The sequence below is a fragment of the Micromonospora sp. NPDC023737 genome (assembly GCF_040639715.1).
GTDB lineage: Bacteria > Actinomycetota > Actinomycetes > Mycobacteriales > Micromonosporaceae > Micromonospora.
On record NZ_JBFAAL010000008.1, the window covers coordinates 164,006 to 189,834 of the forward strand.

The following is a 25,829-nucleotide window of genomic DNA, read 5'->3' on the forward strand; positions in this document are numbered from 1 at the left end:
CCACACCAGCCGGAACCCACTCCGCACCGCGTATGCGTCTGTATCGTGGAGGCGCACTACGCCACGCTCGACGCCGCCGGCGACGAGCCGATCACCGTGCGACCCGCCGACGTCGTCCGCGCGCTAGCTCAGGTTGCCCGCCGCGAGCGTCCCGCCGCCGCGTAGGGCGACGTCAGACGCTGGCCGTGCGGTCTCGCCATGCAGTAGGCAGATGCCCGCGCCCGGTCTGCTGGCCAGCCGGTACGCCAACCCGCACCGCGTCGGCGCCAGCCGCAGCGGCGGCAGGCAGCACGACCAGGTCGACGCGGTGGCCGCGTAGGCCGCCGACCTCGACCGGCAACCAGACCTGGTGGCCGCGGTGCACCGGGCCCGCCATGCCAAGCGGGCGGCGACCAGTGGCATTTCCCGGCGCCCCGCTGAGGGATCCCTGCGGCGGCACCTTCCGTTCGACGTTCGTCGTTATCCTGACCGCATGAGCAGCAGCACGCCCTCATTGCCAGACGACGATCAGTATCCGACGCGAAACTCCGGCGGTGCGTATCCGGCTCCGACTCCCATACCTCGCGCAGTAGAACCCACCGGCAGTGCCAGCGGCAGTGAGATGGAGCTGTTGACCATCGCGATGGTCTGGGTAGGAGGCGCTGTCAGCGCTGGTGTACTGGGTAACGCGACCTACGACCTGCTCAAGGCCACCGTCTCGCGCTTGCTGTCTCGTCAGGCTGATACCAAAGTGGTTCTCAGCCAGACTCAAGCGGTTCAGATCGCGCGAGTGGCTCTGCGAGAGCGGATTGAGCAAATTGGGGTCGACGATTTTCCCGCAGATGTGCAGCTGCGCGTCCGCGATTGGTGGCTCTCGGAGACAGAGTGGTGGATCACCTTGGTGGGTCCTGGCGTCCGTGCCCGTATGAAAGTGCCAAAATCCGTTGGCTCCAAAGACGCCATCGGGGTGGACGTCGAGGTTTGGGCCCACAAGTCATGATGAGACGCCCGTTGCAGCAGCTCTCACCAGCACGCCAGCCGACGATAACGGGGCCGCTTCCACCGCTTGCGGACCTGGGGCAGGCTGAGGTCGCCGTCCAGGCTGCGCCCGGCATACCAGGTGGGCCTGCCTGCACCGGCCGGCTGCAGCGCGACGGCGTACCTGACCACCTGGTTCGGGTCCTTCGCCGAGGTCCGCGCGGCGACCAGCAGCCCCGCGCCCTTCACGGAGTGCGGATCCGGTGTGCGTCACCGCCCCCCACCCATACCAACCCAGGACCGCTCAGACGCGGACGACCCAGAGCATCCACGTGTTCTCGGTGGCCCCGTCGCAGCGGCAACCCCGACAAGCGTGCCCTGTCGTCCGCAGCGGCTGGGATCACATCAAGGTTGTCGAGTTGTTGAGGCGATACTCCATCCACGCCACCGAGACTTCCACGCCACCGGGTAGCGCGTATCGGCTCAGCTCCACGCGCCAGGCATCCTCCAGGTTGGTGGATATCCGGGGGCCGATGACTTCGGGCCTGGTGTCCGCGAATTGACGGAGAACATGGCGAGGCAGAGTGATCTTCCCTCGCCCGCGCAGCGTCGACTCGCCGATATCCCGGCACACCAGGTAGTCGAGGTTCGGCTGGTCCCTGACCTGCTTCGCTCCCCCGCAAGCGGGAGCTAACCCCGTCACCGCGAGGGCGTCCATGAACGCGATCAGGGGTGCGGCCAGACCGTCGTCGGTGCCGGCGGCCCGCCAGGAAAACCAGAGCGGGATGCGGTCATCCCCCTCATGTCGAACGAGCATGGTCGGCCCGGTGAGGACCTGATAGTCGCCTGCACGGTCGGTCAGGTTGGTGAGTTTGTCAAGCCCGGGCTTGCCGTTGCCGTTTCCCGTCACCAGGGGCAGGATCTCCGGGAGCAACTCCTGCGGAGCACTGGTCCGGCCCTCCATGTCGTTCCCTCCCGCCGATCGGACACGACGGCGCAGGTCACTCTCGAACTCCTGGGTTCCTCCGGCTGGGAGCCGGTTGACGGCGAGTTGCAGGTGAATGAAAGCGAGGTCGTCCAGCGAGATGATCGAGCACGCCAGCACGCCCAGTTCGGGGAACTCGCGAAGGTAGGACATGATTGCGCTGGTCGATCCGACGCGCGCGGGTCCGACGAAGGTGATGGGCAGGGAACATCGGGGTTCCTCGTCGTTCCATCGGGCCCGGGCCGCGTACTGCTCGGCTCTCGACCGGTCGTGCGGGCGGACCAGATACCAGTTGCCTTGCCGGTGGCCCGGCCGGATGTCGGCCCGCCAGAACCCGTAACCGCGTTTGCCGGCGAACTCGGCGAACGCCTCGGAGAGCTTGAGGCGCCGTTCAGTGCCCGCACGTCGCAGCGCCATGGCGAAACGCACCGCGACGACGGACGGTACCGGCCATTCCCCGTCGTCGGGTCGAGCGGGCAGCTGAACCGGGCCCTGCACGGAAAGTAGAGGTGCCTTCTGCTCGGCGGCGATCTTCGATACCTCCGCGATCAACTCGGCGATCGCCCGGCCCTGGAAGCTCGACCGTCCGGTGGTCTTCTCCTGAATCAGGATGAGGCCTTCGAATTTCTGCCCCGACTCGTAGATGAAGGTCGGGTTGGGCCACGCGGTGCCCTGGAAGACCCACGAGTCGGACGACCGATCATCGACCCTGAGCGCCACCGGAAGATCGCTGCCACGGCGCCGGCGCTGCATGCCCTGCGGGAGCGCGCCGACGTATGTCCCGACGACAAGGCCGACACCGTGCGCGGCGGCGGAGAGGGTCTCGCGCGGAGTCTGGCCCGGTGATGGCGGCGCTTCGCGGTTGCCGTACGCCATGCCATGTTCGGGTTGCGGTAGTGGAGATTGGCCGGCAGCAACCCGGTCGTCGAACAGGTCACGGAGGTAGCCGCTCCGGTCCAGGACGTGATGCACCTCGAAGTTCACCTGCATCAGGGACTGCCTTGCCATCAGAAATCCGGCTCGGGCGAGGTCGGCCAGCGCGGCGGGGGAGGCTTCTTCTTCGTCACTCATGATGCCATCCAGTCGATTGGAAGACGGCGTCCGTCGGCACTGGCTTGACGGCCGGCGAAAGAAGCCATCTCGGAGCGGACAGGCGGGCGGGTACGAGGTCGCGATGCTTGACAATTCGCCGGTGCAGGATGGCCGCCGCCAGAAGCGGAAGCGCTGTCGTCAGGGCGAGCATCCCGCCCAGCGCGTAATCGTGGACGTCGGTGGCGATGGCCGCGGACGCTCCCACGGCCGACGCGATGGACAGGTGCGCCAGGCGCCGGGACTGTCGCCGAAGGTGCCCGAGAATCGTGTGTCGCATCGGGAGCTCGAGCCTCGTGTAAAGGAATCCGGGCACCAGCAGCAGCACCGCGACCACTGCGTCCGCATTCGAGGAACTGTTGGCGGACCGGCCATAGGGCCACGGGCTTCCCGCGAGCAGAGCACCGACCAGGTAGATCGTGGCGGCCACGGCGACCGCGAAGGCGATGACGCTGCCTGGGCGCACCCCAGTCGCGTCTCGAAGAGTCAGCGTGCAGGTCACAGAGGTGTGTTCGCCGTCGGACGATCGGGGTGAGGTGCGGCGCCAGTAGGCGTGTGCCCGGCTGCTCTCCTGGTCGTTCTCCACGGAGAAGTCGGAGCCGAGCTGCTGTGCCTCGATTTCGTCGGCCGCCTGATCGAGATCGTCGGCGGTCAGGGTGGGGTTGGACAGCAGGGGTGCCTCGAGCCTCTCCGGCTCGTTGACCAGCGACTCAGCTGACAGGTAAAGCTCTGCCAAGCGGTTGCTGCTCCGAAGCGCAGCCTCCGTCATCTCCAACCCGGCCTGGCTGGCGTCCCATCGCCGAGATCGGAGAAGTTCGGAGAGTCGACCCAGCGCCGACTGCAATTCGAGTTCCAGCAGGCGGGCCTCGGTCTGCCGCCCCGGCTTGTGCCTGCGTCGCCGGTCGGCGAGGGCGCGCAGATCCGCGCTCAGCTCCGTCGCGTTTGCCTCGTCCACGTCGGTTACGAGAGACATCGCCTCGATGTGGACGCCGGGCTCGGTTTCGGCGACCACATGGTAGGAGCGCAGGCTCGCGGGGATCCGCGCCAGGTACTGGATGCGGTATCGGGCCGAAGTCGAGCGGGACCAGACGCCGGCGCGGCGGGCGGCGCGGGTCTGCTCGCTCAGATGCACCGGCGCGTCGTAGCTCAGCAGGTGGTCGTCCTTGCTCATGTCAAGGGCGGTGACCAGGAGGTAGTTGTCGAGGGCCACGTCGAGCAGATTCGCGTACGACTCAAGTTGCGGCTCGTACTGGCGCAGCACGGACATGACGAGTTCTCGGCAGTCGTGAGCGTCGGAGGCGCCGGCTACCGGGGGCCGGAGGATGCGATGCTCGTCCTGCTCGATGTCACCCAACGGCCTGCTGCGTTCGGTCAAGAGCGCGAGCAGGGCGGCCTGGAGCAGCCACCGGGCCCGTTCCTCGCGCAGCAGCCGACTCACGTTGGACGGTTGGCGCGACTCCGGCCGGCTGGACAGGATGCCCTTCAACAGTCGGTACAGACCCGACGCGAGCAGTCGAGACGTCTCGTACTGGGTCAGGCGGGGAAGTTTGTTTCCGGCCGCGTCGACGACGTCGATCGGTGAGACGCTCAACCTCGAGATGCGTGTCACCGGTACCCAGATGGTGGGTGTAGCGGGTTGCTCCTGTTCCGGGTCCCGGGCGCTGCGGCTGCTCAGGCGCTGGAACACGTGGCTGGCCTCGCGCTGGCTGGGGTCCAGCAGGCTCAACCGGACGTCCACCTCGGTGGTCCTGCTCGCCACGCCGTGCTCGACGAAGGAAAGCCGTTCGGTGAGTCGGCGAATGTGGTTCTGCCGCAACGCCATGTCGAGGAAGGCGAGACCTACGGCGGCCCCCTCGCGGGACAACGGCGGCGGCGCTCCCGGCACCGGCACGGTCCGAATCGCCTGCACGAGCGAGGGCATACGCGGCGACTGGACCGGCTCGGGTCCCATGCCCTCCGTGTCGCCGCGCTGAGCTGGGATACGGGGCACCGACCCAGCCGTTGCGACCAACTCGGATACCTTCCTGGTGTGAATGAACTCCATCCGTCCTCCCTGCTGACGTCCGGGCCACCCCTTGCCAATCAACCCCGAATCGATAGAGAAATGACCGCGACTCGACCTGGAGCTCTCGCTCTGATATTGGCGGTCCTGGTTGGGCGGTCAGTCAACGGTACGTTCAGTGTCAGTTCGTGGCGGCGCTGTTGCACTCCGCTGAACGGCGTGCAATAAATGCGCTGTGGGGAGCGGGAGTCGACTCACTGGGCGTCGAGGCCGACCGCCTCGCTCACCGCGCCAGACACCCGTCCGATCCGGCTGGCCACCGCAACAGGATCGGGCCGCATGGCTGCTCCGCGTCAACCGGTTGCATGGGCGAGGAGGAGACTGGGCAGCGGCCACCGGGTTCGCGGACGCATTTCAGGGCGGCTGCTGGCAGGAGCGCACCAGCGTCTACCGTATTTCCCGCTGGGAAACGGCGGCGGTACGGGTGCCGTTCCTGGCCGTACGGCGGTACGAGCAGTTACTCGACCTTGCCGATGGTAGTCTCGTTGCACTTCTTGACACCATTTACCGGTACTTCGCACCGGATGTCAGCGCTTCTCCCCTGCTAGCCAGAGGTGCAGATTCGCACCCCACCGAAAATCTGGCGCGCATTGAGCAACTGCTGGAGCTCACCCTCTCCGACAACACCGTTACCGGGCCGGAATGGGACGAATTGACCGCGCATCTGGCCGTGGCCCCTCGCCAGGTCATCACGCCGCACTCGGCCTGGCGCGAGATGGCGCAGCGACTGCTGTCAGAGATGATCATCGCCGACGGCCTGGCATGGATGCAGCGTCACGAAGCGTTCAACCGGCTTCTGGCTCATCCCGTCGGCCAACAGGCCGCCATCGCCGCCTGCGCGGAGCTCGCGGCCGACCGGACGGGCCAGGTTTTCGTCGAGACGGTGAGCATCCTCGACGGCAGCTCCCATCCGGACGCGAGCCGGCACCTGCTCGCGCAACTCGCCAACCCCACCAACGACCGGGCGCAATACGGAGCCCTGCTCGGCTGCGTCCGGAAGCTGAGGTACGGACACTTCACTGGACCGCAGCTACAGCGGCTCCTACCGGTCGTCCAAGACCTGGTGCTCGACCCTGCCACCTACGAAAGGGCGCAGCCGCTCGCCGCCGAGCTGCTACGGCGGCTGCCAACGCATGCCGCACGGTCCACCGCGCAGCTCGGCCGGGCACTGGCTCTCGGCTCGACCCGGCCGGCGCTGGAGGCCGAGCGTCCTACCGACGAGGACGCAGCCCGGCTACTGGTCACCCGGCTCGTGGGCGCGACGTTGGCGCGGACACCGATCGCGGTGCCCAATTTCCACGACCGGCTGCTCCCGGCGTTGTTGGACGAGATGCTGTTCAGCGCGGTCTTCGACGTCCGGATGTACGCCGCGATGTTGCTCTCCGGCACGCCGTATCGTCAACCCCTCGCTGCGGCGCTCGCCTCTGAGCTGGCCGTCTGCGCCGCCAGCGGCCCGACGGAAGAGGCGCTGGCCATTATCGAGGCGCTCCGGATCGTTGGTACGTCCGAGCAGCGTCCCATTATCGAACGATTGACCACAGCAACCGGACTTCCCTCGGTCATCGCCATCGCCGCCACTCAGGCGATCGGGCACATCGGTGGCCGCAGTAGCGATCGCTACTGGAGACAGGCGATAGAGCACCACGCCAGCCGGTGGCGACATAACCGGAGCAACACCCACGCTACCCCCTTGATCGGGCTGGTCTACGCGCTGGGCATCGCACGCAACGAGCGGATGCTTCAGCTCGTGCGGAACGATGCCACCCTTCCCGGCGAACCCCGAGCCGCGGCATCGTGGTGGTTGAACCTGCCTCGGTGCATCCTCGACAGCGCCCTCCGATGACGGTCTGGGCCGGCGTGCGTCGGCGCCAGCCGATTCGCGCCGCCGCGCACCACTGCCTCGGCCAGCACCAGCACCAGCACCAGCACCAGCACCTCGATGCGTACGCCGGCCCCGCCGGTCGTGTCCACGGCCAGCGAACCCTGCTGCCCGCCGAAATCCCGGGGCGTCGAGCTCCCCGGCGGCCGCTCCCCTCCCGAGTTGCGTCGACGGGCGATCGTCCACCTCCCGACACCCCACGCCGAGTTTGGTCATGCTCGGTCGGTCGGTCGTACCGGCATCCTCACGACGGCCGGCTGCGGCAGGGTGCCACCCGCGACCGGGTCGTCGACCTGTATGCCGGAACGGAGGTCCGTCCCGCGTCCCGGTCATAGAGCGCCTGCAACCCGGCGTGAGGCCAGTACCTCGACGGCGGTGCCTCGGCGGCGGCCGCCGGGCCCCTGGCGGTGGAGCACGGCAGCGGGCCACACGATCAAGGTCTCCGGCGCCCGGCTCGCCTCGACCGTGCAAAATCCGCAGTCCGATGCGCCGACCCAGGATGGCCGTTCGCCGTACCTGGACTCGTACCTGGCGGCGAACACCACCACGCTCAGCGACGTGGGCCGCGGCACCTTCCCGCTGAGGCCCTCCCGGAACGGCTGACTGAGTGGCTGCCCGGTTCCTGCCGCCTGGCGGGTTCCGGGCAGCCCTCTATGCTCCAGTGGATCTCGGCCTCGAACCCTGCTCAACTTCGAAGAGCCTGCATGGCCTGCTCGGGAGTTGGCTGGGCCCTCGTGTTCTGGTCGTGCAGAAGGAGCCACCGGCCTCGCTGGCAGACGAACGTCAGACCGACGAGGCTGGTCCCGCGCAGGGTGGAGCCGTCCGGCAGCGCGTAGACGAACGAGAATTGGTAGACGACCGTGCCCGCTCGATCGCCGAGCCCTCGGGCCACCTCGGTCGCCTCCAGCCGCCACGTCCGGTCGGCGAAGAACTCCCGATTCACCTCGACAACCGCGTCCTTTCCGGAGACCACGCTCGCGTCCGGGAGTACGAGTTGCACCTGTGGCGCGAGCGTCGCCGCGTAGCCGGGCAGGTCCCGCTGCACGATGGCACGTAGATGCGCGGCCACCGCCGCGTCGAAGGATTGCCGACCCGGTATGTGGCTGCCCGCGGCCCGATCGGATTGAGTGGGCTGGCCGAGTTGGGCGGCGGCTGGCAGGCCGGCCGCCAGTGCTGCACTGAGCACAGCGGTGACTGTCGTTCGACGCATCAGGCTCCTCCTAGACGGGATGGCGGGGAAACCCCCGCTCTCCCACCTCACCGCTTCCCTTCCTCCAGACGACAGCGATTCGAGGACGATCGAAACGGCGCGCTCCGTGACCACGCCGTGACCGGACGCTGCCAGCATGGACCTCATGTTCCGCCTTGGCCTGGGCGATCACGCGATGCGTAACCTGCGGTTCTGGTACTCACCGCTAACCGAGACGCTGGCGAGCCTCCGGTTCCTCGGCGAGGCCGCCGGGCTGCCCGGTCAGCGTCATTGGCAGCGCATCGCGCGCGCGGAGCTTCACGGCCGGCCGGCCGACGCGCAACTGCTGTGCTTCCTCGTCCCATCGACGGGGGCGATCCCGGATTTTCTCGACCCGCCACCGATCGACGGAGTCAATCCAAACTTCGCGGACGAGCTGGATCGGATGCTCGAGGGCGCGGTGGGCCGCGCGGTCGACGACCTCGCCCTGGTCATCGCGGGCAACCCGGCCGTCGGCATGCCGGGCCGAGGAGTCCCAACTTCGGTGCGGACGCTACTCGACCGCGGCGAGGACGTCCTGCTGCAGGCCACCGCAGCCGCGTTGCACCGGCACTGGCAGGCTGCCGTACGCCCGGTATGGCGCACGCTCCGCGACGGACTGGAACGCGACCTCGACCAGCGCGCCCGGCGCGCCGTGCGACATGGATCCGACGAGATGCTTGCCACCCTGCACCACACGGTCGCCTTCGACGGGCGGTCGATGCTGATCGACAAGCCATACCAGGAGGATTTCCCGATGGTCGACGCTCTCCTTCTCACGCCGTCGGTGTTCGGTACGGCACGCACCGGCCTGACCCGCCACGGCGCACGGGGACTGCGGCTGACCTACCCCGCCGGCGACACCGCACGACTGTGGCGGCCGGTGGAGCGTCCCGTCCACGCCCTCGCGGACCTGCTCGGCGCCACCCGCGCCGCACTCCTGGCCGATCTGACCGTGCCGGCAACCACGTCTGCGCTCGCGCAACGGCACCACCTCAGCCCGGCCACCGTCTCACACCACCTCGGCGTCCTGCTGCGATCCGGGCTACTCAGCCGGCACCGGCAGGGGCGTGATGTCTACTACGTCCGAACCAGCTGGGCCAGCCGCCTGATCCGGGCTCAAGAAGGTTGATCGGCCGCAGTCCGAGCGCTGACCTTCGTGGGGCTGTAAGACGACCGGCACGTCTCCGTGTCGGGCCACATCCGCCGGTAGCTGGTGCGGCCATCATGCCTACCAGGAGCGCGACAGAGGCCGTCCGGATCTGCGGCGGACGTCGCGGGTCGGGCTTTCGGTCGCTGCCATGTGGAGCGCTACTTCTAGTCCGGCTGGACGTTAGGCGCGTTGAACGTCACCGAGCAGCAGTCGGGCGCCTTGGCGGACAACGTCCCAGTCGGTTTTTGGGAAGCGGTCGAGGTTCCTGGTAAGCCAGTGCCGCCGGTCTTCGTGTTCTCGCCGTAGTTGAACGAGATCGAGGTCCACGCCAGGTGGCGCGCCGCAGCGTTCCAACTCCTCGACCCGCTGCCCCATGGTGGCCATCAGCTCGCGATCGAGGTTGTGCACGGCCTCGACGTATGCCGTGGTCGAGACGTTGAGCCGGACGGTGGGATCGGCGGTGAAACCGATCTCGCCGTCGTCCTCGTGCCGCCAATCCATCGTGATCTCGTCGCGATCGCCGCGGCTGGTACGCCAGAGCCGGAGCTTGGGAGGATTGCGCAGGTAACCGAAGTCGAGGTAGTGCTCGCCGTGCCAGAGCGCGGCCGTGACAACCGGGCGGTCGGGCACGTCCGCGTTCCCGTCGTCAATCCGTTCGTCATCCGCTTCGGGCACGAACTCAAGCGCGTCACACGTCCACTGCGCGGGGTCAGAGGCAATGAACGGCTGCAAATCGTCGGGGACCGGCTCCAGCACCTTGGGTGTGAGGACAATGACGTCTTCCCAGAGCCGAACCAAGTAGTAGTCGGTGTATGGGTGCGGGTGGACTTGCCGGGTGCGGCGCAGCAGCTCCTGCCCGCTGGCCTCGAGCCAGTACCAACCCTCGGTAAGCGCGAACCAGTGAAGCCTCGGCTGGTCGCTGCCCCACGGCGACACCTCGTCCAGTGGGTACAGCTCGAACCGGAACCGGATCATTGAGGCAGTATCCCGTAGCCTTCGGCGATCGATCGAGAGCCGGAATGTTGCGCGGTCCGGACACCACGGAGCATCACCGCCGATGTACCGACAAGCATTCAGAGACGCCGATGACAACCCATGAGTGGTAGAGACGGTGGTTACTTAAAGTAACAACGCGCGCGCCCTGCCCAGCCACGCTTCGGCACTGAGATTGCGGCGGGGCCGCTCCCGGAAGGAGCGGCCCCGGAGTTCGGCGTTCAACGCATTCGATCAGTCCAGGCGGCATCGAGGATCACCTGGTACGCGCTGATCCGCACCGGCGACAGCGTCAGTCGCTCGTGGGCGAGCAGCTCACCCGTCTTGGGGTCGAAGATCAGGAGAGACTGCGCGTCGTGTTCGCGGTCGTCGAAGGTGACGGCGACCCCGTCCCGACCGGCGCGATCCGTCACCTGCCCCCGCCAGCGGAAGCCGGGCACGCCGGCGAGGACCCGCAGGATCTCCGCTCGGGCCGCACGCGGCACGACGAACTGCGCATAGAGAGTGCTGACCTCCTTACTAGCCGCGCCCGGCCCATACTCGACCTTGAGCAGTTCGCGCAGCCGCGACGGGTCGTCCGACGGTGGCGTGAGCTGCATGGGCGGCAGCGGAATCATGGCCGGAGCCGCCGCGGCGCCGACTGGGGGACGCGAGTCCAGGTTGCGTTGCCAGTAGTCGCGGGACTCCTCGTCGGGGTACTGCGGCTCCAGCTGCGTGTTGATCTGGCCACCGGTCCCGTCGGCGGCCTGCCAGACCTTCGTGTCGCCGGCGAAGGCGACGTGGTGACGGCCGTCGGCGGAGGTCATTACCGGATCGCCCCACACCTTCGTGTGGTGGTACATGTAGCGCCCGCCGAGGTGGTCGTACTCCGCATTCTTGATCTTGCCGGCCAGCGCGCGCAGATGCGGGCCGGCGTCTGGTGGGTCCGTATCGAACTGGTACGAGACCGGCACGAGCACCGATCCCGCTGTGCTCCCGGGCCCGTCCGGAACATCCGGTGAGGGCCTGTCGAGCGGCTGAAGAACGGCCACGGCACCGGCCGCGACCGCCAGCGTCCCACCCGTCAGCACCAGCCGGCGGGTCGGGCGTACGCGACGACGCAGGGCGACCATCTCGGTGGTGCCGGCGCGGTTGATCAGTTCGTGTGCCGGGACCAGCGGCGGTGCGACGGCGGCGGTCCGGGCCGGGTCGACCGGGCCGAGGAGGGTACGGGTGCGCTCTGCTCCGAACATCACAGTTCCTCTCGCGTGGTCGCCAACACCGGGCGGCGCCGGTACTGAGCGGGCCGGTCCGACATCGCTTCGGCGAGGCGGCGGCGGGCGCGATGTAGGCGCACCGCCGCGGTTGCCCGAGTGCAGCCAAGAACCTGGGCCGCCTCGGACACCGTCAACTCCTCCCAGCCGATCAGCCGGAGAATTTCTTGATCGAGTTCGCTGAGGATGGCCAGCGCGGCCCGGACGTCGGCGACCCCTATGGCGGTGTCGACACCCGGCGAGCTGGCGACCCGTGCCAGGTCGGCACCGGTGATGGGCAGGACGTCGGGGGCGCCGCGCCGCGACCGCCAGTGGTTCGCAAGGAGTCGCCGGGCCACCCCGTACAGCCAGGGCAGGCTGTGGTCCGGCACCTCGTTGCGACGACGCCAGGCGACGACGAAGACCTCCTGGGCGAGCTCCGCCGACGCGTCGGCGTCCGCGAGTCTGCGAAGGCCATACCTCACTATGTTCGCGTACTCGGCGACGTAGAGGCCGGTGAACCAGCCCTCGTCCCTCTTCTCCGGTGGACCCACCCGAACCCCCATTGCCTCGGCGACTCTCACCCTGGCTTGTGTCGCGACGGGCCTAACGATTACCGGCGAGCTTCTCCCAGCCCTTACTGAGGCATTCCCCGTAGGTCGGTCGCGTAGCCGAGATGCAGACCGAGCCTGAGTCTCCTTCATCGCCGACGTGACGCGGGTCCGCGAGGTGTTAGCTCCTCGGTTGGCGCGGCTGGTCAACGCAGGGGTGACCGCGATCGGACGCGGCGGCGTCTACCTCGAGGACAAAGCCGCGGCCGCTCCCCACCCGGTGACCGCCGGACGGGCCGTGAACGGTGTATGCAACGAACGGCTCTTGCGGTTGCCGTCCGAATCAGGCCGCAGCCGGTAACGGCGTCAGCGGTGGTGGCCGCGTGCCGTGTCGGCGCGGACGTCGATGCTCAGAGCGTTGACGGTCATCCGGATCAGTTCGGGAAACTGATCCTCGGTGAGGACGACGCCCTGCAGATTTTCCAGTGGTGCCGCGAAGGCGTGCAGGCGGCTGCCCCGTAGGTCGGCGCCGTCGAGACGGCAGGACTCCAGTTCCAGGTCGCTCAGATCGCACGACCGCAATGCAACCCCGGAGAGCCGGCAGGACGACCAGGTGCTGTGGGCGAGGGTGCAGTCGGCGAAGGCCACCGAACCAGCTGCGCTGACGCGGTTCAGGGTCGCGTAGTCGAACCGGCGGTTATCGAACAGGATGTCCTTCAGGTGCACATCGATGAGTCGAGTTCCGGTGAAGCGGGAGTCGGTGACCGAGCACCGCTCGATGCTGACGCTGACTCTCGCCGACGCCGGGACGGCCATCGCGATCGCCCGCAGGGTGCCGCTGGAGAATGTGACGCTGGCTGAGCGCAAAGCGTCCCTGTTCGTCGACGTGGCACGTGCCTGCATCCAGTGGGGCCGCTACGAGCACGACCTCAGGGCGCTGCGCACCGGGTACGCGATGGCACCCGAGGAGATCCGCCGCCGGCCAGCTGTCCAGCGCATTGCCGGCGAATTGGCCCGAGCGCCACCTCTGTCCGCAACGACCGCCAGCACCACCTCATTGACAATGACCGACTGACGGTTCATCAGCTGACCGCCCGGCGGAAGTCGTTATCCGTGACGACCATCGGCCGTCAACGCCAGCAAGCCAGAGCGTCAGCGTGCCGGCGTCAGTCGGCACCTCGAACATCGCCGCACCGTCTCTGGGTCCCTGCTTCGCGACCGGCCGACCCGTCACCTGTCTGGCCGGTACCCGTGCCGGGTCGACGGTGCGCAGCGACCACGCGATCGCCTCGTTGCAGCGCGCCGCCACCTCCCGCCGCCACACAGGCGTCGGCAGGTCGGGGCGCACCCAGGCCGCAGCGAACGCCGCCGTGACGTGGTCGTGCTCGTCCGCACCCGCTGGTTGGCGCGGATCCGCGCCCGGGTCTGCCTTTCGGTTGTCTCGGGGATGCTGCTCAGCGGTTTCGGGTCCGGAGGTAGTGGCCGGGGGGTGTTCCAGCACGACCCCAACCGCGCGAACAGTGAGGTGGCGGCAGGGTTCCGCCGAGTACGGACGCTATGGCGGCGGGGGGCGTGGCGCCGGCGGCGACCCGCAGCAGCACCTCGCCGTGGCAGGCGAGCACGTTCTGGCGGCACCAGCACGCGATGTCGACGTCTGCGAGGTCCCGTCGCACGGCGGCCGTTAGGTCTGGTTGCCGGTCGAGGTCGGCGGCGTACGCGGCCACCGCATCAGCCTGGTCGTGCTCCTGGCCGCAGCGGCGGCAGGCGGCGACGCGGTGCGGGTTGGCGTACCGGCTGACCGGCAGGCCGGGCTCGGCGCGGCCGACGTAGACCGCGCCGGTCGAAATCTGCCTGTGATACAGGTCGCCGAGCACTCGGACCCGCTGCGGGGAGGTCACTGCTGTCCCCCGTCGGCGAGTTCGGTCACCGCGATCGGTCACCTCGCGGCGCTCGAGCCGGTGAGGTCGAAGAGGAGCGTCCAGGGCAGACAAGAACGACGATCATCACTACGCTCGGCTGGGCAAGCAGGCGGGCCTCGTCTGGAGTCGACCTCAGGGGAGCAGGGATGATCCGTGGCAGGAAGGTATCGGCCGCCGCGGCGGCCGGTGCATTGAGCATCGTCACGATTTTAGCTGCGGGCGGATCGCCCGCGGCCGCACAGGCAGCCGGGACGGCGACTGCGGCAACCGACAAGTCGATCACCCACGAGGAGAACCCGCGGGTACCCGAGGGGGCAGCCTGGACGGAGGCGTACTTCCCGTCCTCGGACGGCAGCGGAGTCGAGCTGCACGCCGACGTGCTGCGCCCGGCGCACCTCCCGGCGAACGCGAAGACGCCGGTGATCCTCTCGATCGGCCCCTACTTCGCCCACGCCGGGCAGACCGGCCCCGAGGGCTGGGACCGGGTCGGACCCTCGGCACGCTTCCAGGACTTCATCGACGGCGCCGACCTGATGACCCGCGGCTACACCTTCGTCATGGTCGACCTGCGCGGCTTCGGCGGCAGCACCGGATGCCTGGACTGGGTCGGTCCGGGCGAACAGGCCGACGTCCGCGCGGCCATCCAGTGGTCGGCCAGCCAGTCGTGGTCCAACGGCAAGGTCGGGATGTACGGCAAGTCTTATGACGCCGTCACGGGGCTGGTGGGCAACAACCTCAAGATGAACGCCTTGAAGGCGGTCGTCGCCCAGGAACCCGTCTGGGACATGTACAACTATCTGTTCAGCAACATGGTGCCCCGCCCCAATGTCACGGGCACGCCGGCGGCGTACAACTCGATCGCGGTGCTGCCGCCGATGGCCGACGACAGCGACCGGTACAAGGCGAACGCGCTCTACGAGGCGAGCCATCCGGAGTGCCTGAGCGACAACATGACCAACAACAACAATCCCGATGCCGATTCCGCGTACTGGAGGGCCAGGAACCTGGCCACGGACGCTGCCGGTACCAGGACCCCGTTGTTCGTGACCCAGGGCTTCATCGAGTCCAACACCAAGCCTGAGGACATGCAGGAGTACCTGGACAACCACCAGGGTCCGGAGCGCGGTTGGCTCGGCCAGTGGGACCACGTGCGAGGCAACGACACCGAACGCGACGGCCGGTTGTCGATGGGCCGTGCCGGCTGGTTCGACGAGGTGATGCGCTTCTACGACCAGTACCTCCAGGGCACCCGCCCGTCGGTGACCGATCCGGCGTACGCCATCGAGGACAACCTCGGCCACTGGCGCGCGCAGAGGACCTGGCCGTTGACCGCGTCGTCGTACGACGCGCGGCTCGCTGACGGCCGGTACGTCGACGACGGCGGCGCCTCGGCGGCGGTCGCCGAGACCACCGCGGCGGATCACGGCCAGTGGGACATGGAGCGGGCACCGCGAACCGAACTGTTGTCGCGTGCCGAGAAGAACACCGCCAAGCAGGGCGACGCCCCAGCCAACACCTTCTGGACCTGGTCGATGCCCGCGCCCCAGAATCTCCGGATCACGGGTACGCCGAGGATCACGCTCAACGCGAGCACGAGCGGGAACGTGATGGTGCGTTTGTGGGACGTCGCTCCGGACGACACGGCGACCATGTTCGACGAGAACGTCGCGCTGGTGGAGCGCGGCGGACGCATCTCGTTCGATCTGAAGTCGACCGACTGGACCTTCGAACGTGGGCACCAGCTGGGGGTCCAGATCGGGACCATCACCTCCAACAGGTGGCGGGACGTGCCCTCCGGCCACACGATCAAGGTCTCCGGCGCCCGGATCACCTTGGACGTGCAGAACCCGCGGTTCGACGTGGCGACCCAGGGTGACCGCTCGCCGTACCTGGACTCGTACCTGGCGGCGAACACCACCACGCTCAGCGACGTGGGCCGCGGCTCCTTCCCGCTGAGGCCCGCCCGGAACGGCTGACTGGGTGGCTGCCCGGCTCCCGCCGCTGGCGGGTGCCGGGCAGCCCGTTAAGGCCGTGGGCGGGGAGCGTACAACTCTCCGATGGTCTGACGATGGACAAGCCGAACCTCCTCGCCACCGTTCCAGCGACCCCCAAGGGGCGCGGTTTTCATCGGCGTCGTACACCGGATCCGCTTCTTCAGGCCCGGCCCGCCGAGCCGAGCCCATCGAGCACGGCGACGACCGATGACGTAACCGGACTCCAGGACGACGTCCGGCGCGTGCTCGGCGTGAATCTACCCGTGGGAGAACCGATCCGACTGTCGCTCATGTGCGAGGCCCGGCAGGCCGTGCATTCCCTTGACGGGCGGATCCAGCTGGCCGGTGATGCGGCGCATCTGTTTCCGGCCACCGGTGTCGCACCCAACGCTGGCATGCTCGACGCGTCAGCCTGCCCGGAAGCTGGCCGCCGACATTTACGGCTGGGCGCCCGCGGGCCTGCTGGACACCTACCACGACGAACGTCGCCTCCCGCAGCGAACAAGCCAGCAGAGTAGGCGGTGTTCAATTTCAGCGGGCGCGGACGCGGCGATCACGTGGCGCGGCAGATAGCTCAGGCGTTCATTCAGGTTGTGGATCTTTGCTCTCCCCTGGTCGCTTCGTATTCGCACGATGGGGATGAGGCAGGGTCACCCCCGGCCCCAGCAGGCTGTCGACGTAGCAGTTCGTTCGGCAGCCGACTGGTGAGGTTTGCATGTGCCTCCCCTATACGGGTAGGCCAGTTCGAACACGTCGTGACGTTGTCGGGCGACGTCGACTCGAGCAGCTTCGACGCGAGCCTTTCCCGTGCGGGGGGTGTGGGTGTTGCCGTACGCGTCGAAGGCGCATCTGAACCCAACCGCGGCGCATTGCGGTCATGGCTCGTAACTGGCGTTTCGAGGGCGATCCGGCTGGAGAGGGGAATCAGGTGGAATACCAGGATTTCATCAACGCAGTGGCGACGCGGGCAAAGGTTTCGACCGATCAGGCGGCGACACTCACCACCACGACGCTTGATACGTTGGCAGATCGGATCAGCGCCGGCCAGGCAGAGGACCTTGCCTATCAGCTTCCGGACAAGCTGGCCGACCACCTGCGCGGACCGCGTGGACGGGAACAGGCTACGTCATTCGGGCTCGAAGAGTTCGTGCGGCGGGTGGCAGACCGCCCGAACATCGACCGTGCGCTCGCCGGTCCCGGGGTCATCGCGGTGCTCACCACGCTCCGTGAGGCTGTCACCCGCGACGAGTTCCAGAACGCGGCGGCCCAGCTTTCAAAGGACTTCTGGCAGGTGATCGAACCGGTGAGTGCCGGTGGTGGGCGACGCCCCGGCTCTTAGCACCCGCTTCTTGAAGGCAGCAGCAGCTCAGCCCACGCCTTTCCCGCCTACGTTCGCAGACGACGGTGCCGCTGGCGATCGCCTCATGCTCCCAGCGGCTCCCGTCGCTGACCCGCCGCCGGCAGCACGGCCGCCACCCTATGAAACGGGGCTCGCGGCGAGTCCGGTGCACGCGCGCAGGTCCGCGTACTCCCGGTGAATCCGGGTCACGTCCTCCCCGCTGGCGAGTTCGGGTCGACCGGTGCGTCGGGAGATCGTCGCGGGCAGCAGTTCCGTCTTCGAGATCGCCGTATTGTCTAGGGTCACCCGCAGCACTCCGGTGTCGTTGCTGTACGCGTCGTCACGCCACCACAGGAAGTTTCCGAGACCGTACTGCACGAAGGTCTTACCGAGCCACCCGTCGCCGAGCAACAGGTGGGCATGGGTGCCGACCACGACCGTGGCACCCGCCTCGGCCATTTCGCGCGCGAACCCGCGAGCCTCGGCGGGTGGGCACGCGTCGCCCTCGGTGCCCCAGTGGACGTAGACGACAACCACGCTGGCCTGGCGTCGGGCGGCGCGTACCGCCTCGACGGCGCGCGGCAGGTCCCGGGCCATCGCAATGCCGGCCCGGTTGTCGGTGGCTCTCCATTCCGACCACAGCTCGGAGACCTGGCTGAAGCCGAGGACGGCGATTTTGGTACCGCGTATCTCGGTGATCCACGGCCGGTACGCTGCCGCCGTGTCGGCGCCCGCCCCAACGGCGGGCATACCGGCGGCCCTGGCTGCGTCCACGGTGTCGGTCAGCCCCGTCCGCCCGTAGTCCAGCGCATGGTTGTTGGCGATCGACACGACGTCGATGCCGGCGGCCTTTACGGCGTCATACGCGCTGGCCGGCGCTCGGAAATGGAACTCCTTCGGCTCGGGGGTGCCGCGCGTGGTGACCGCCGTTTCCAGGTTGACCATCGCCAGGTCTGCGGCTGACAGGGTCGACGAGATCGACCCAAACGCGGTGGCCGGGTCGCCGAGCAGGTCGGCCGTCCGGTCGGCGAAGTGCACGTCGCCTGCGAAGGCCAAGGTGATCTCGGTGGGGTGCGATGGAGAGGCCGGAGAGGCGGAGCGGGTAGGCGCACCGGCCGGCGGGGTCCGGGCGGGATCGCACGCCATAACAAGCAGGGTCGCCGCCAACGCGACGAAGCATCGTGCCCAGTTCACTCAGCGCAGCGTACGGAAACCCAGCCGACCGTGGACCTGTTCGGCCAGGATTGCCCTTGGCCCAACCTGCGTGGTCCTCGGCAGGGTGAGGCGTCCCCCGGGATGTGCACACCGGGTTATGCCGCGATCGGATGCAGCGGAGTCGGTGCGAGGGTCCGTTCGTAGTCTGCGGGACTGAGGTAGCCGAGTGCGGAGTGCCGGGGGTTGTGGTTGTAGAAGACGATCCAGCGGAAGACCTTGGGCGAACGCCGGTTTCGGTGCCCCGATTGCGATGGGTCGTCGAGTTCTCGTTGGCTGCTAAGCCCCGGCAGCCGTCAATCTTCCTCGCTCATGATGTGCTCGAACTCCTGCGGGGTGATGTCACCCTGGCGCAGCCGGCGAACGTTGGCCGCGAACTTGCCGAGCTTGGCACGCCCACGCGAGTCAAGCTCGGATGGGGTCGCCAACTCGGCGGCAACCATCATCGCCTCGAACTTGTTCCTGACTTCCTTCGAGTTCCCCATGTCCATCTCGTGATCATGACTGATCCATGGGCTTGCAACCATCCCGCATGCGGCCAATCGATCGCTCCTGATCGCAAGGCCTCTAACGCCCGTGGCTACCGGGATGCGGGCCAGTGCTCCGCCCATCGCTGATCGTCCGGGCCATCGCTGACATGGTGCAGGTGTAGGCCTCCCGGTACAGAACTGCAGACGGGAGGCGGCGCACCGTCGGCACCGATTGAGAACCAGGGGGGTTGATCACCGGTCGTCTGCAGCCCAACGGCAAGCTGAGCGTCGTCGACGACCCGCTACGCGAAGATCTCCCCATCGGACCTGGCGTCCATCCGCTTGGGGGCGCCAGGAATCGTCAGCCTTGCGATTGTCCGACCGGTTGCCGACCCCGACCCTTGTCAATCTCGAAACCACTACGTCTGGGGAAGGATGTGAGCGATGACGGTGCTCCATTGGCACTCCTCGGCATCATCCGCCACGGGCAGCACGACCGAAGCAGTAGAGGATCGAGTCGAGGATCAGCCTGTCGCCCCACTTCCGGGGTCGGCCGCCTCTGCACTGGTCACGTACGGGCATCAGCGGGGGCGGCCCGGATCGCGCCTGGTGAGGCTGGACGGGTAGCACCTGCGGGCTCACCCCACCAAGGTCTACTCTGCACACCCATCGAGATCATGGCGGGAATGATCTGTTTATCGAGAACCCCCAAATCGGCATGCACCGAAATATCCTCACGTGACCGCACGGTTACCCGACGGACTCTGAGCGTGGCCCGGGGCTACGACCGACGGGGTTGAGATCACCTCACGGAACTCATAGGCTACGGTCCGTGAGCAAGCGACAGCCTGCTATGCGCGGTAGCCGGCTCCTGCTTGCCTGCGGCCTGGCGCCGACGATGTTCGCGGCTGTGGTGCTGCTCGAGGGCGTCACCCGCCCCGGCTACAACGCGCTACACAGGTTCAGCAGCGAGCTGAGCCTCGGCGAGTACGGCTGGATCCAGATCACCAACTTCATCGTCGCCGGCGTCCTGGCGCTCTGCTTCGCCGTCGGACTCCGGCGGGCACTGCGCACCGGTCGAGGCTCGAGGGCGACCCCGATCCTGACCGGTGTCTTCGGCCTCAGCCTCATCGTCGCGGGGATTTTCGTCACCGACCCGAAGCCCGGTTTCCCGCCCGGCACCGGCGACACCGCCGGCGCCGCCACTGTCCACGGGACACTCCACGACTTCGCCGGGTACGTCATGGTGCTCGCGATGTGCGCAGCAATCTTCACGCTGGCGACCCGGTTCGCCCGCGAGCCGGGCCGCCGCCCGTGGCGGTGGTACTCGATCGGAACCGGGACGACCGTGCTGCTCTCCGCCGTCGCGATGGCGGTCCTTGCCGGCCGCGCAGCTGTGAACGGCGACGGCGGAGCCACGTACCACGGGTTCGCCCAGCGGGTCACGCTCGTGGTCGGGTTCGTCTGGTTCAGCGCGATCGCCCTGCTTCTACTGCGTTCCGGCGACCGCGTGCCGGCCCCACCCTTGCTCGGTGCGCAGCCCGAGGAGCAAGTGGCAGGTTCGGGCTGACCGGCTGAGCGATGGACTTCGACCTTTCGCAGGTGCGCGCATTCGTGGTCACGGCCGAGCTTCGCCACTTCGGCAAGGCCGCGGCCCGCCTGCACCTGACCCAGCAGGCGCTCTCCAAGCGGGTCCGGCGGCTGGAGCAGCAACTCGGCGAGGCGCTGTTCGTGCGCGACAGCCGGGGTGTCGAGCTGACCGGCGCCGGGGCGCGCTTCCTCACCCACGCCATGTCGCTACTCACCATCGCCGAAGCCGCCGCCGCGGACACCCGCGCGGTCAGCCGGCCGGTACGCGTCGACGTCTGGGGCCACCTGCACCCGCCGCTGCGCTGGATGCGCCGCCTCAGCACAACCGAGCCCGCGCTCGCGATCGAAGTGAGCATGCGGCGGAGCATGGGCGCGGCGGCCGAGGCGCTGCTGCGCGGGGAGATCGATGTCGCGTTCGGCCGGGTGCACGACCTCGACCGGCCGCTCCCGGCGGAGCTGCGACACCAGCCGGTGCAGCTCGGCCGAAACGGGGCGCTGATGAACGCGGGACACCCGTTCGCGGGGGCCGACGCGCTGCGCCCGGCCGAGCTGGTCGAGACCGGGATGTGGTTGCCCGCGGCCGGCAGCCCCCCGGAGTTGCTCGGGTACTACCGGCGATTCGCCACCCACTTCGGGATCCCGATGCACACCGACGGCCCGAACCTCGGCCTCGAGCACGTCATCGAGCATCTGCGTGCTTTCCCTGGGCTCGTCATGGTGGTCTCGATGGATCTGCCGATCCCGGCCGACTCGGGTGCCCGCATGATCCCGGTGACCGGGCCCTGCGCCCGGTGGCCGTGGGCGATGGTGTGGCGGCGCCAGGACCGCAACCCCGCGGTCGCGCTGCTCCGCCGGCAGCTGGTGGCGCTCGGCAACGCCGAAGGCTGGCTCGCCTTCGACCCCAGGCACGACTGGCTGCCCGAGCCGGACCTGGCCGACCTGCGGGCACGGGGCGAACGCCGCACGCCACCGGCGACCGGGTAGCACCGGCGCGGCGATCTCCGGGCGCAGGCGCCAGCTCGCCCGACAACCACCGGTTGGCGGGGTGGACAAACGGCTGTTGGACCACGTGCCTCGCGGGTTGCTGTCCTAGACGTGTGACGATTGCCGGAACCACCACGGGAACCGCGGCGGGGATCAGCTATCTCGCGGTGCCACCCGACCCCGGAGACGGCGTACCGGCCGCGGGCGACGGTGCGGCGTCGACCGGCGGCCCGGCCCCGATCGTCGTCGTGTGGCACGCGACGCGGCCGGCGCAGACCGACCGGTCAATCGAGACCGAGCTGCCGCTCGCCGGGCTCGACGCCTGGCGGGTCTACCTCCCGCCACCGCTGGCCGGCGGCGCGACCAGGGACGCGCTGGTCGCGGCGGAGGCCCGGTGCGCCGACGATCTGCTCGCCAACGTGGTCGGACCGGCGGTGATGGACGCCGCCGCCACGCTGCCTCGGGTGCTGGCCGAGCTGCGCCGGCAGCTACCTCTCGACGCCGCGGAACCCGGCAGCGCGGCACGCGACGCCGCTCCGCTCAGCGCCACGCCGCTCGGCGACGCGGCGATCCGCAACCCACTGGGGCTCGTCGGCAGCGGGCTGGGCGCCACCGTGGCACAGCTCGTCCTCGCCGAGAGCGACCGTCCGGTGTACGCGGCGGCGCTGGTCGACCCGGTCGTCCAGCTCCGGGCCGCATCGTCGCGCTCCGGCTGCGAAACGGCCTGCCGATGGCGGGAGGCGTCCCGTCGCGTCGCCGACCGCCTGGACTTCCTCCAGCGCGCCGGGGCGATCCTCGACCGCCGGCCGCGTCCCGCCGTGATGGTGCTCAGCGACGCGTCCGGCGATGCCGGGATGCGCGAACCCGCCGAGCGGCTGTGGTCCCTGATGAGCACGTACGGCGGCGCGCCCGAGCGGACGTCGCTGGTGACCGTGCCGGACGTCCGGCACGCCCCGACCGTCAACGCGGCGGTCACCGACTGGTTCCGCAGGCATTTGCCGTCAGCTTGAAGACGTACAGGAAGGATCGACATGACACACGACGTAGGACGGCACGACATCGTCGTGCTCGGCGGTGGCTACACGGGCATGACGGCCGCGTTGACCACGGCCCGGCGTACCCGCCGCTACGGAGGGCGGGTGGTGCTGGTCAACCCCTGGCCCCGGTTCGTGGAGCGGCTGCGGATGCACCAGCTCGCCGCGGGGCAGCGGCTCAACGAATACGACATCCCGACCATTCTCGCCGGCAGCGGCGTGGACTTCGTCTGCGGGGCCGCGACGTCGATCGATGCCGACGACCGGCGGGTCAGGGTCGACACCGCCGGGAGCACCCGCAGCCTGCGGTACGACACCCTGGTCTACGCGATCGGGCCCCGGACGGAGACGCTGGCGGTCCCCGGTGCCGGCCAGCACGCGTACACGTTCAGCACCGCCGACGAAGCGGCCCGATTCGCGGCCGAGATCACCGCGCTGCCGCACGGCGCGGTCGTCGCCGTCTGTGGCGGCGGCCTGACCGGCGTCGAGGCCGCCACCGAACTGGCCGAGACGAATCCCGGCCTGCGGGTGATGCTGATCAGCCGGGAGGAGCCGGGCTCGATGATGGGGCCGAAGGCGCGGGCACACCTGAACCGTGCGCTGCGCCGGCTGGGCGTCCAGGTGCGTTCCGGCGTGGGCATCGCCAAGGTCCTGCCGGACGCGGTGGAGTTGGCCGACGGCGAGCTGATCCCGTGTGACACGCGGTTGTGGACCGCGGGGGTGACGGTCGCCCCGCTCGCGGTCGAGGCGGGCATCGCCACCGACGAGCGCGGCCGGGTCATCACGGATCCGACACTGCGCTCGGTCTCCCACCCGTCCGTCCACGCCATCGGTGACGCGGCCGCGATCCGCCAGTCGTACGGGGTGATCCACGGCACCTGCCAGAGCGGCATACCCAGCGGCGCGTACCTTGCCGAGGCGATCAGCCGCCGACTGCGCGGCAGGCACCCCAAGGGGTTCCGCTTCGGGTACCTGCACCAGCCGGTGAGCCTGGGCCGTCGGGACGCCGTCATCCAGTTCACGTATCCCGACGACACCCCCCGCCGCTGGCTGCTCACCGGCCGACCGGCCGTGCTCTACAAAGAGGCCGTCACCAGCAGCCCACTGACGACATTCCGGCTCGCCCGGCGTGTGCCGGTCCCCAGCCGCTTCCTCGCCGGGCGCGGCGGGCGACGCAACCGCGTACCCGATCTCAACAGCGCCGGTGGCGGTGACGCCCGATAATGCCTCGGTCATCGTTACGGCCGCGTGCGGCCACGTCCGCAACACCATCCGCGCCCGGCTCCCACACAGGCCGGGCGCCCGCACCCTGGGGTGTCGTGCCTGTGAACCACCGCCTGACCTACCGCCCGATCAGCGGGCCGGAAGAACTCGACCTGTTCCGCAGCATCTCCTACGTCCAGAACGCCGAGATCGCTGCCGACCTGGCCGCCGGGCTCCGACATCCGCAGTGGATGTGGGTGGCCGTCGACGAGCAGTACCAGCTCCTCGCCCGTGTTGCCTGGTGGTCCCGGCCGCACCGGGACGCGCCAGACCTGATGGACATCTTCGACTTCGCCGACGGCGCCGCCGATGTCGGCGTGGAGCTGCTGCGCACGGCACTCGCCGCCGTCCTGCCCGACGGTGCCACGCGGCCGGAGTACATCCGTTTCGTGCCGCCGGACTGGCACGACGACCCGACACCGGTCACGCAACGGATGGCCGTGCTCGAGAATCTCGGGGCCCGCCTGCTGGTGGAGCGTCTGCGCTTCGAGTGGCGCGGCGGCGCGGTGCCGCGGCCGGATCGCCTGAGGTTCCGGTCCTTCAGTGGTGCCGAAGAGGCGGTGGAGCTGATGACGCGGGCGCTCGCGGGCACCCTCGATGCGCACAGCCTGGCCGAAATGGCCCGGATGCCCGCGGGCGAGGTCGCGAGGAAGCACTTCGAGGACGAGCTGGCGCGCTATCCGACCCCGCGGGAGTGGTGGCGGGTGGCGACGCTGCCGGGCGGTGAACCGGTCGGCTTCGTCTTCCCCGCCCGCAACGCCTACAACCCGATCATCGCGTACATCGGCGTGCTGCCGGAGCACCGCGGCCACGGATACATCGACGATGTGCTCGCCGAGGGCACCCGGATCCTGGCCGCCGAGGACGTCCCGCGCATCCGCGCCACGACGGATGTCGGCAACGCCCCGATGGCGCGCGCATTCGCACGGGCCGGCTTCGAGAACTACCAGGGTGAGATCAACATGACCTGGTCCTGACGGGCGCTCGGCGCGCTGTCCTCCAGGCAACCGGTTCGGCCACGGCGCCGCGGGTGTGGTCACGAAGCCGGCCCCGCGACCGCCGTGTCGACCCGGTTTCAGCACAGACGCGTCGTCGTCGCGCCGACGCCGCGCATGAAGTCGATCGCGGTGGCACGCACCTGCCTGATGATCGTGGCGAGGGGCAGGGTCGAGCCCGGGCCGAAGAGTCGCCCGGCCGCACGGACCGCCTCGAACGCGGCGACGTCCGCCCGCTCCGCGGGCATCCGGCGTCAGCCTGGAGCTGCTGCACCACGCACGTCGAGATCCGCAAGGTCATCTGCAGCACGAACGTCATCGAGTCCGTCAACGCCCGAATCTGCGAGGCCGTCCGCGCCGAGTCCACCTGCCGAACGAAAGCCGCGCTCGAGTGCGTCTACATAGGACTGATGGGCCTCCACCCCACCGGCGCCGGCCGCCGACGCTGGACCATGCGCTGGAAAACACCCCTGAACGCCTTCCAGATCGCCTTCGAAGGCCGGCGCACCCCGGCCGACCACTGACCACCTCAACAACCAAGATCAGCCGTTAACTTGACACTTCCCATCCAGTTGACCTGCGAGCTTGCGCCAAGCGAGACGACCATGGTGCGAACGAGCGGCCGGCGATGTTCGAAATCCGCAGTCGGCCACAACACCTTCTGGTAATGGCCCAGCTACTCAGGGTTGACATGGGTAAGTAGATAGACAACGATATATGTGATGTCTCCACAAGAGAGGGTTGACGTCGTCGAGGGAAGGCGGTAGCCGGCCACGACCGCCCACACCACCGCGGTGACTACGCCCGTCGGCCGGTGTGGCAGGGGTAGCCAGCGCCCGCGGACCAGGTCTGGCAGGAGAACGGAAAGGTCGTCTGCGGAGTCGCAACTTGTGAGGCCGT

The 25,829-nt window shown here is 68.8% G+C and carries 21 protein-coding genes and 2 pseudogenes; 11 read left to right on the forward strand and 12 right to left on the reverse strand.

Annotated features, from left to right (window positions below; genetic code table 11):
* Positions 1 to 472: 472 nt before the first annotated feature.
* Entirely contained in the window at positions 473 to 979 is a 507-nt protein-coding gene (locus AB0F98_RS19145) for a hypothetical protein (RefSeq protein WP_357737002.1), read from the forward strand.
* Between the two features lie 23 nt (positions 980 to 1,002).
* On the opposite strand, the gene AB0F98_RS19150 is transcribed toward AB0F98_RS19145, so the two are convergent.
* From AB0F98_RS19150 to AB0F98_RS19160, 3 genes are all read right to left on the reverse strand, one after another.
* Positions 1,003 to 1,206, reverse strand: a complete 204-nt coding sequence (locus AB0F98_RS19150; protein ID WP_357737004.1) for a hypothetical protein — start codon at positions 1,204 to 1,206, stop codon at positions 1,003 to 1,005.
* A 151-nt stretch (positions 1,207 to 1,357) separates the two neighbouring features.
* Positions 1,358 to 3,013: a hypothetical protein gene (locus AB0F98_RS19155; RefSeq protein WP_357737006.1), complete on the reverse strand. Its 1,656-nt coding sequence runs from the start codon at positions 3,011 to 3,013 to the stop codon at positions 1,358 to 1,360.
* Positions 3,006 to 4,940, reverse strand: a complete 1,935-nt coding sequence (locus tag AB0F98_RS19160) for a hypothetical protein (protein WP_357737008.1) — start codon at positions 4,938 to 4,940, stop codon at positions 3,006 to 3,008. Before AB0F98_RS19160 ends, AB0F98_RS19155 begins: the two co-directional genes overlap by 8 nt.
* A 577-nt stretch (positions 4,941 to 5,517) precedes the next feature.
* Between AB0F98_RS19160 and AB0F98_RS19165 the strand changes: the two genes are divergently transcribed.
* Complete coding sequence (locus tag AB0F98_RS19165) at positions 5,518 to 6,936, forward strand: hypothetical protein (RefSeq protein ID WP_357737010.1); 1,419 nt, start codon at positions 5,518 to 5,520, stop codon at positions 6,934 to 6,936.
* A gap of 721 nt (positions 6,937 to 7,657) precedes the next feature.
* On the opposite strand, the gene AB0F98_RS19170 is transcribed toward AB0F98_RS19165, so the two are convergent.
* Positions 7,658 to 8,182 (reverse strand): nuclear transport factor 2 family protein, encoded by a 525-nt coding sequence (locus AB0F98_RS19170; RefSeq protein WP_357737012.1) that lies wholly within the window; start codon positions 8,180 to 8,182, stop codon positions 7,658 to 7,660.
* Between the two features lie 145 nt (positions 8,183 to 8,327).
* On the opposite strand from AB0F98_RS19170, the gene AB0F98_RS19175 reads away from it, so the two are divergent.
* Complete coding sequence (locus tag AB0F98_RS19175) at positions 8,328 to 9,332, forward strand: helix-turn-helix domain-containing protein (protein WP_357737014.1); 1,005 nt, start codon at positions 8,328 to 8,330, stop codon at positions 9,330 to 9,332.
* A gap of 201 nt (positions 9,333 to 9,533) precedes the next feature.
* Here AB0F98_RS19175 and AB0F98_RS19180 read toward each other — a convergent pair whose 3' ends face one another.
* The 4 genes and pseudogenes from AB0F98_RS19180 to AB0F98_RS19195 all read right to left on the reverse strand — a co-directional run.
* The gene (locus AB0F98_RS19180) at positions 9,534 to 10,328 is read right to left on the reverse strand and encodes a DUF5984 family protein (RefSeq protein WP_357737016.1); all 795 of its coding nucleotides are present in this window, start codon (positions 10,326 to 10,328) and stop codon (positions 9,534 to 9,536) included.
* A 239-nt stretch (positions 10,329 to 10,567) separates the two neighbouring features.
* Positions 10,568 to 11,578, reverse strand: a complete 1,011-nt coding sequence (locus tag AB0F98_RS19185; RefSeq protein ID WP_357737018.1) for a CU044_5270 family protein — start codon at positions 11,576 to 11,578, stop codon at positions 10,568 to 10,570.
* Positions 11,578 to 12,132 (reverse strand): sigma-70 family RNA polymerase sigma factor, encoded by a 555-nt coding sequence (locus tag AB0F98_RS19190; RefSeq protein WP_357737020.1) that lies wholly within the window; start codon positions 12,130 to 12,132, stop codon positions 11,578 to 11,580. Before AB0F98_RS19190 ends, AB0F98_RS19185 begins: the two co-directional genes overlap by 1 nt.
* 363 nt (positions 12,133 to 12,495) lie before the next feature.
* A pseudogene (locus AB0F98_RS19195) lies at positions 12,496 to 12,915 on the reverse strand (pentapeptide repeat-containing protein); the annotation flags it as partial.
* On the opposite strand from AB0F98_RS19195, the pseudogene AB0F98_RS19200 reads away from it, so the two are divergent.
* Positions 12,887 to 13,144, forward strand: a pseudogene (locus tag AB0F98_RS19200) (hypothetical protein); the annotation flags it as partial. The pseudogenes AB0F98_RS19195 and AB0F98_RS19200 overlap by 29 nt on opposite strands.
* Positions 13,145 to 13,583: 439 nt before the next feature.
* On the opposite strand, the gene AB0F98_RS19205 reads toward AB0F98_RS19200, so the two are convergent.
* Positions 13,584 to 14,027 carry a DUF4326 domain-containing protein gene (locus AB0F98_RS19205; RefSeq protein ID WP_357737023.1) on the reverse strand — a complete coding sequence of 148 codons (444 nt, stop codon included), beginning with the start codon at positions 14,025 to 14,027 and terminating at the stop codon, positions 13,584 to 13,586.
* Between the two features lie 167 nt (positions 14,028 to 14,194).
* Between AB0F98_RS19205 and AB0F98_RS19210 the strand changes: the two genes are divergently transcribed.
* Positions 14,195 to 16,024: a CocE/NonD family hydrolase gene (locus AB0F98_RS19210; protein ID WP_357737025.1), complete on the forward strand. Its 1,830-nt coding sequence runs from the start codon at positions 14,195 to 14,197 to the stop codon at positions 16,022 to 16,024.
* 946 nt (positions 16,025 to 16,970) lie between these two features.
* Entirely contained in the window at positions 16,971 to 17,381 is a 411-nt protein-coding gene (locus tag AB0F98_RS19215; RefSeq protein ID WP_357737027.1) for a DUF2267 domain-containing protein, read from the forward strand.
* 138 nt (positions 17,382 to 17,519) lie between these two features.
* Here AB0F98_RS19215 and AB0F98_RS19220 read toward each other — a convergent pair whose 3' ends face one another.
* Both AB0F98_RS19220 and AB0F98_RS19225 read right to left on the reverse strand, forming a co-directional pair.
* The gene (locus AB0F98_RS19220; protein WP_357737029.1) at positions 17,520 to 18,437 is read right to left on the reverse strand and encodes a CapA family protein; all 918 of its coding nucleotides are present in this window, start codon (positions 18,435 to 18,437) and stop codon (positions 17,520 to 17,522) included.
* A 452-nt stretch (positions 18,438 to 18,889) separates the two neighbouring features.
* A complete protein-coding gene (locus AB0F98_RS19225) occupies positions 18,890 to 19,084 on the reverse strand; it encodes a hypothetical protein (RefSeq protein ID WP_357737031.1) in 195 nt (64 codons plus the stop codon).
* An 811-nt stretch (positions 19,085 to 19,895) separates the two neighbouring features.
* Here AB0F98_RS19225 and AB0F98_RS19230 point away from each other — a divergent pair.
* The 5 genes from AB0F98_RS19230 (at position 19,896) to AB0F98_RS19250 (ending at position 24,911) form a co-directional block, all read left to right on the forward strand.
* Entirely contained in the window at positions 19,896 to 20,633 is a 738-nt protein-coding gene (locus tag AB0F98_RS19230; protein ID WP_357737033.1) for a DUF998 domain-containing protein, read from the forward strand.
* Between the two features lie 11 nt (positions 20,634 to 20,644).
* Entirely contained in the window at positions 20,645 to 21,637 is a 993-nt protein-coding gene (locus tag AB0F98_RS19235) for a LysR family transcriptional regulator (protein WP_357737035.1), read from the forward strand.
* 113 nt (positions 21,638 to 21,750) lie between these two features.
* A complete protein-coding gene (locus AB0F98_RS19240) occupies positions 21,751 to 22,647 on the forward strand; it encodes a hypothetical protein (protein WP_357737037.1) in 897 nt (298 codons plus the stop codon).
* Positions 22,648 to 22,668: 21 nt separating this feature from the next.
* The gene (locus AB0F98_RS19245; protein WP_357737039.1) at positions 22,669 to 23,895 is read left to right on the forward strand and encodes an FAD-dependent oxidoreductase; all 1,227 of its coding nucleotides are present in this window, start codon (positions 22,669 to 22,671) and stop codon (positions 23,893 to 23,895) included.
* 95 nt (positions 23,896 to 23,990) lie between these two features.
* The gene (locus AB0F98_RS19250; protein ID WP_357737041.1) at positions 23,991 to 24,911 is read left to right on the forward strand and encodes a GNAT family N-acetyltransferase; all 921 of its coding nucleotides are present in this window, start codon (positions 23,991 to 23,993) and stop codon (positions 24,909 to 24,911) included.
* A gap of 98 nt (positions 24,912 to 25,009) precedes the next feature.
* On the opposite strand, the gene AB0F98_RS19255 is transcribed toward AB0F98_RS19250, so the two are convergent.
* Positions 25,010 to 25,177: a hypothetical protein gene (locus tag AB0F98_RS19255; protein ID WP_357737043.1), complete on the reverse strand. Its 168-nt coding sequence runs from the start codon at positions 25,175 to 25,177 to the stop codon at positions 25,010 to 25,012.
* Between the last annotated feature and the right edge of the window lie 652 nt (positions 25,178 to 25,829).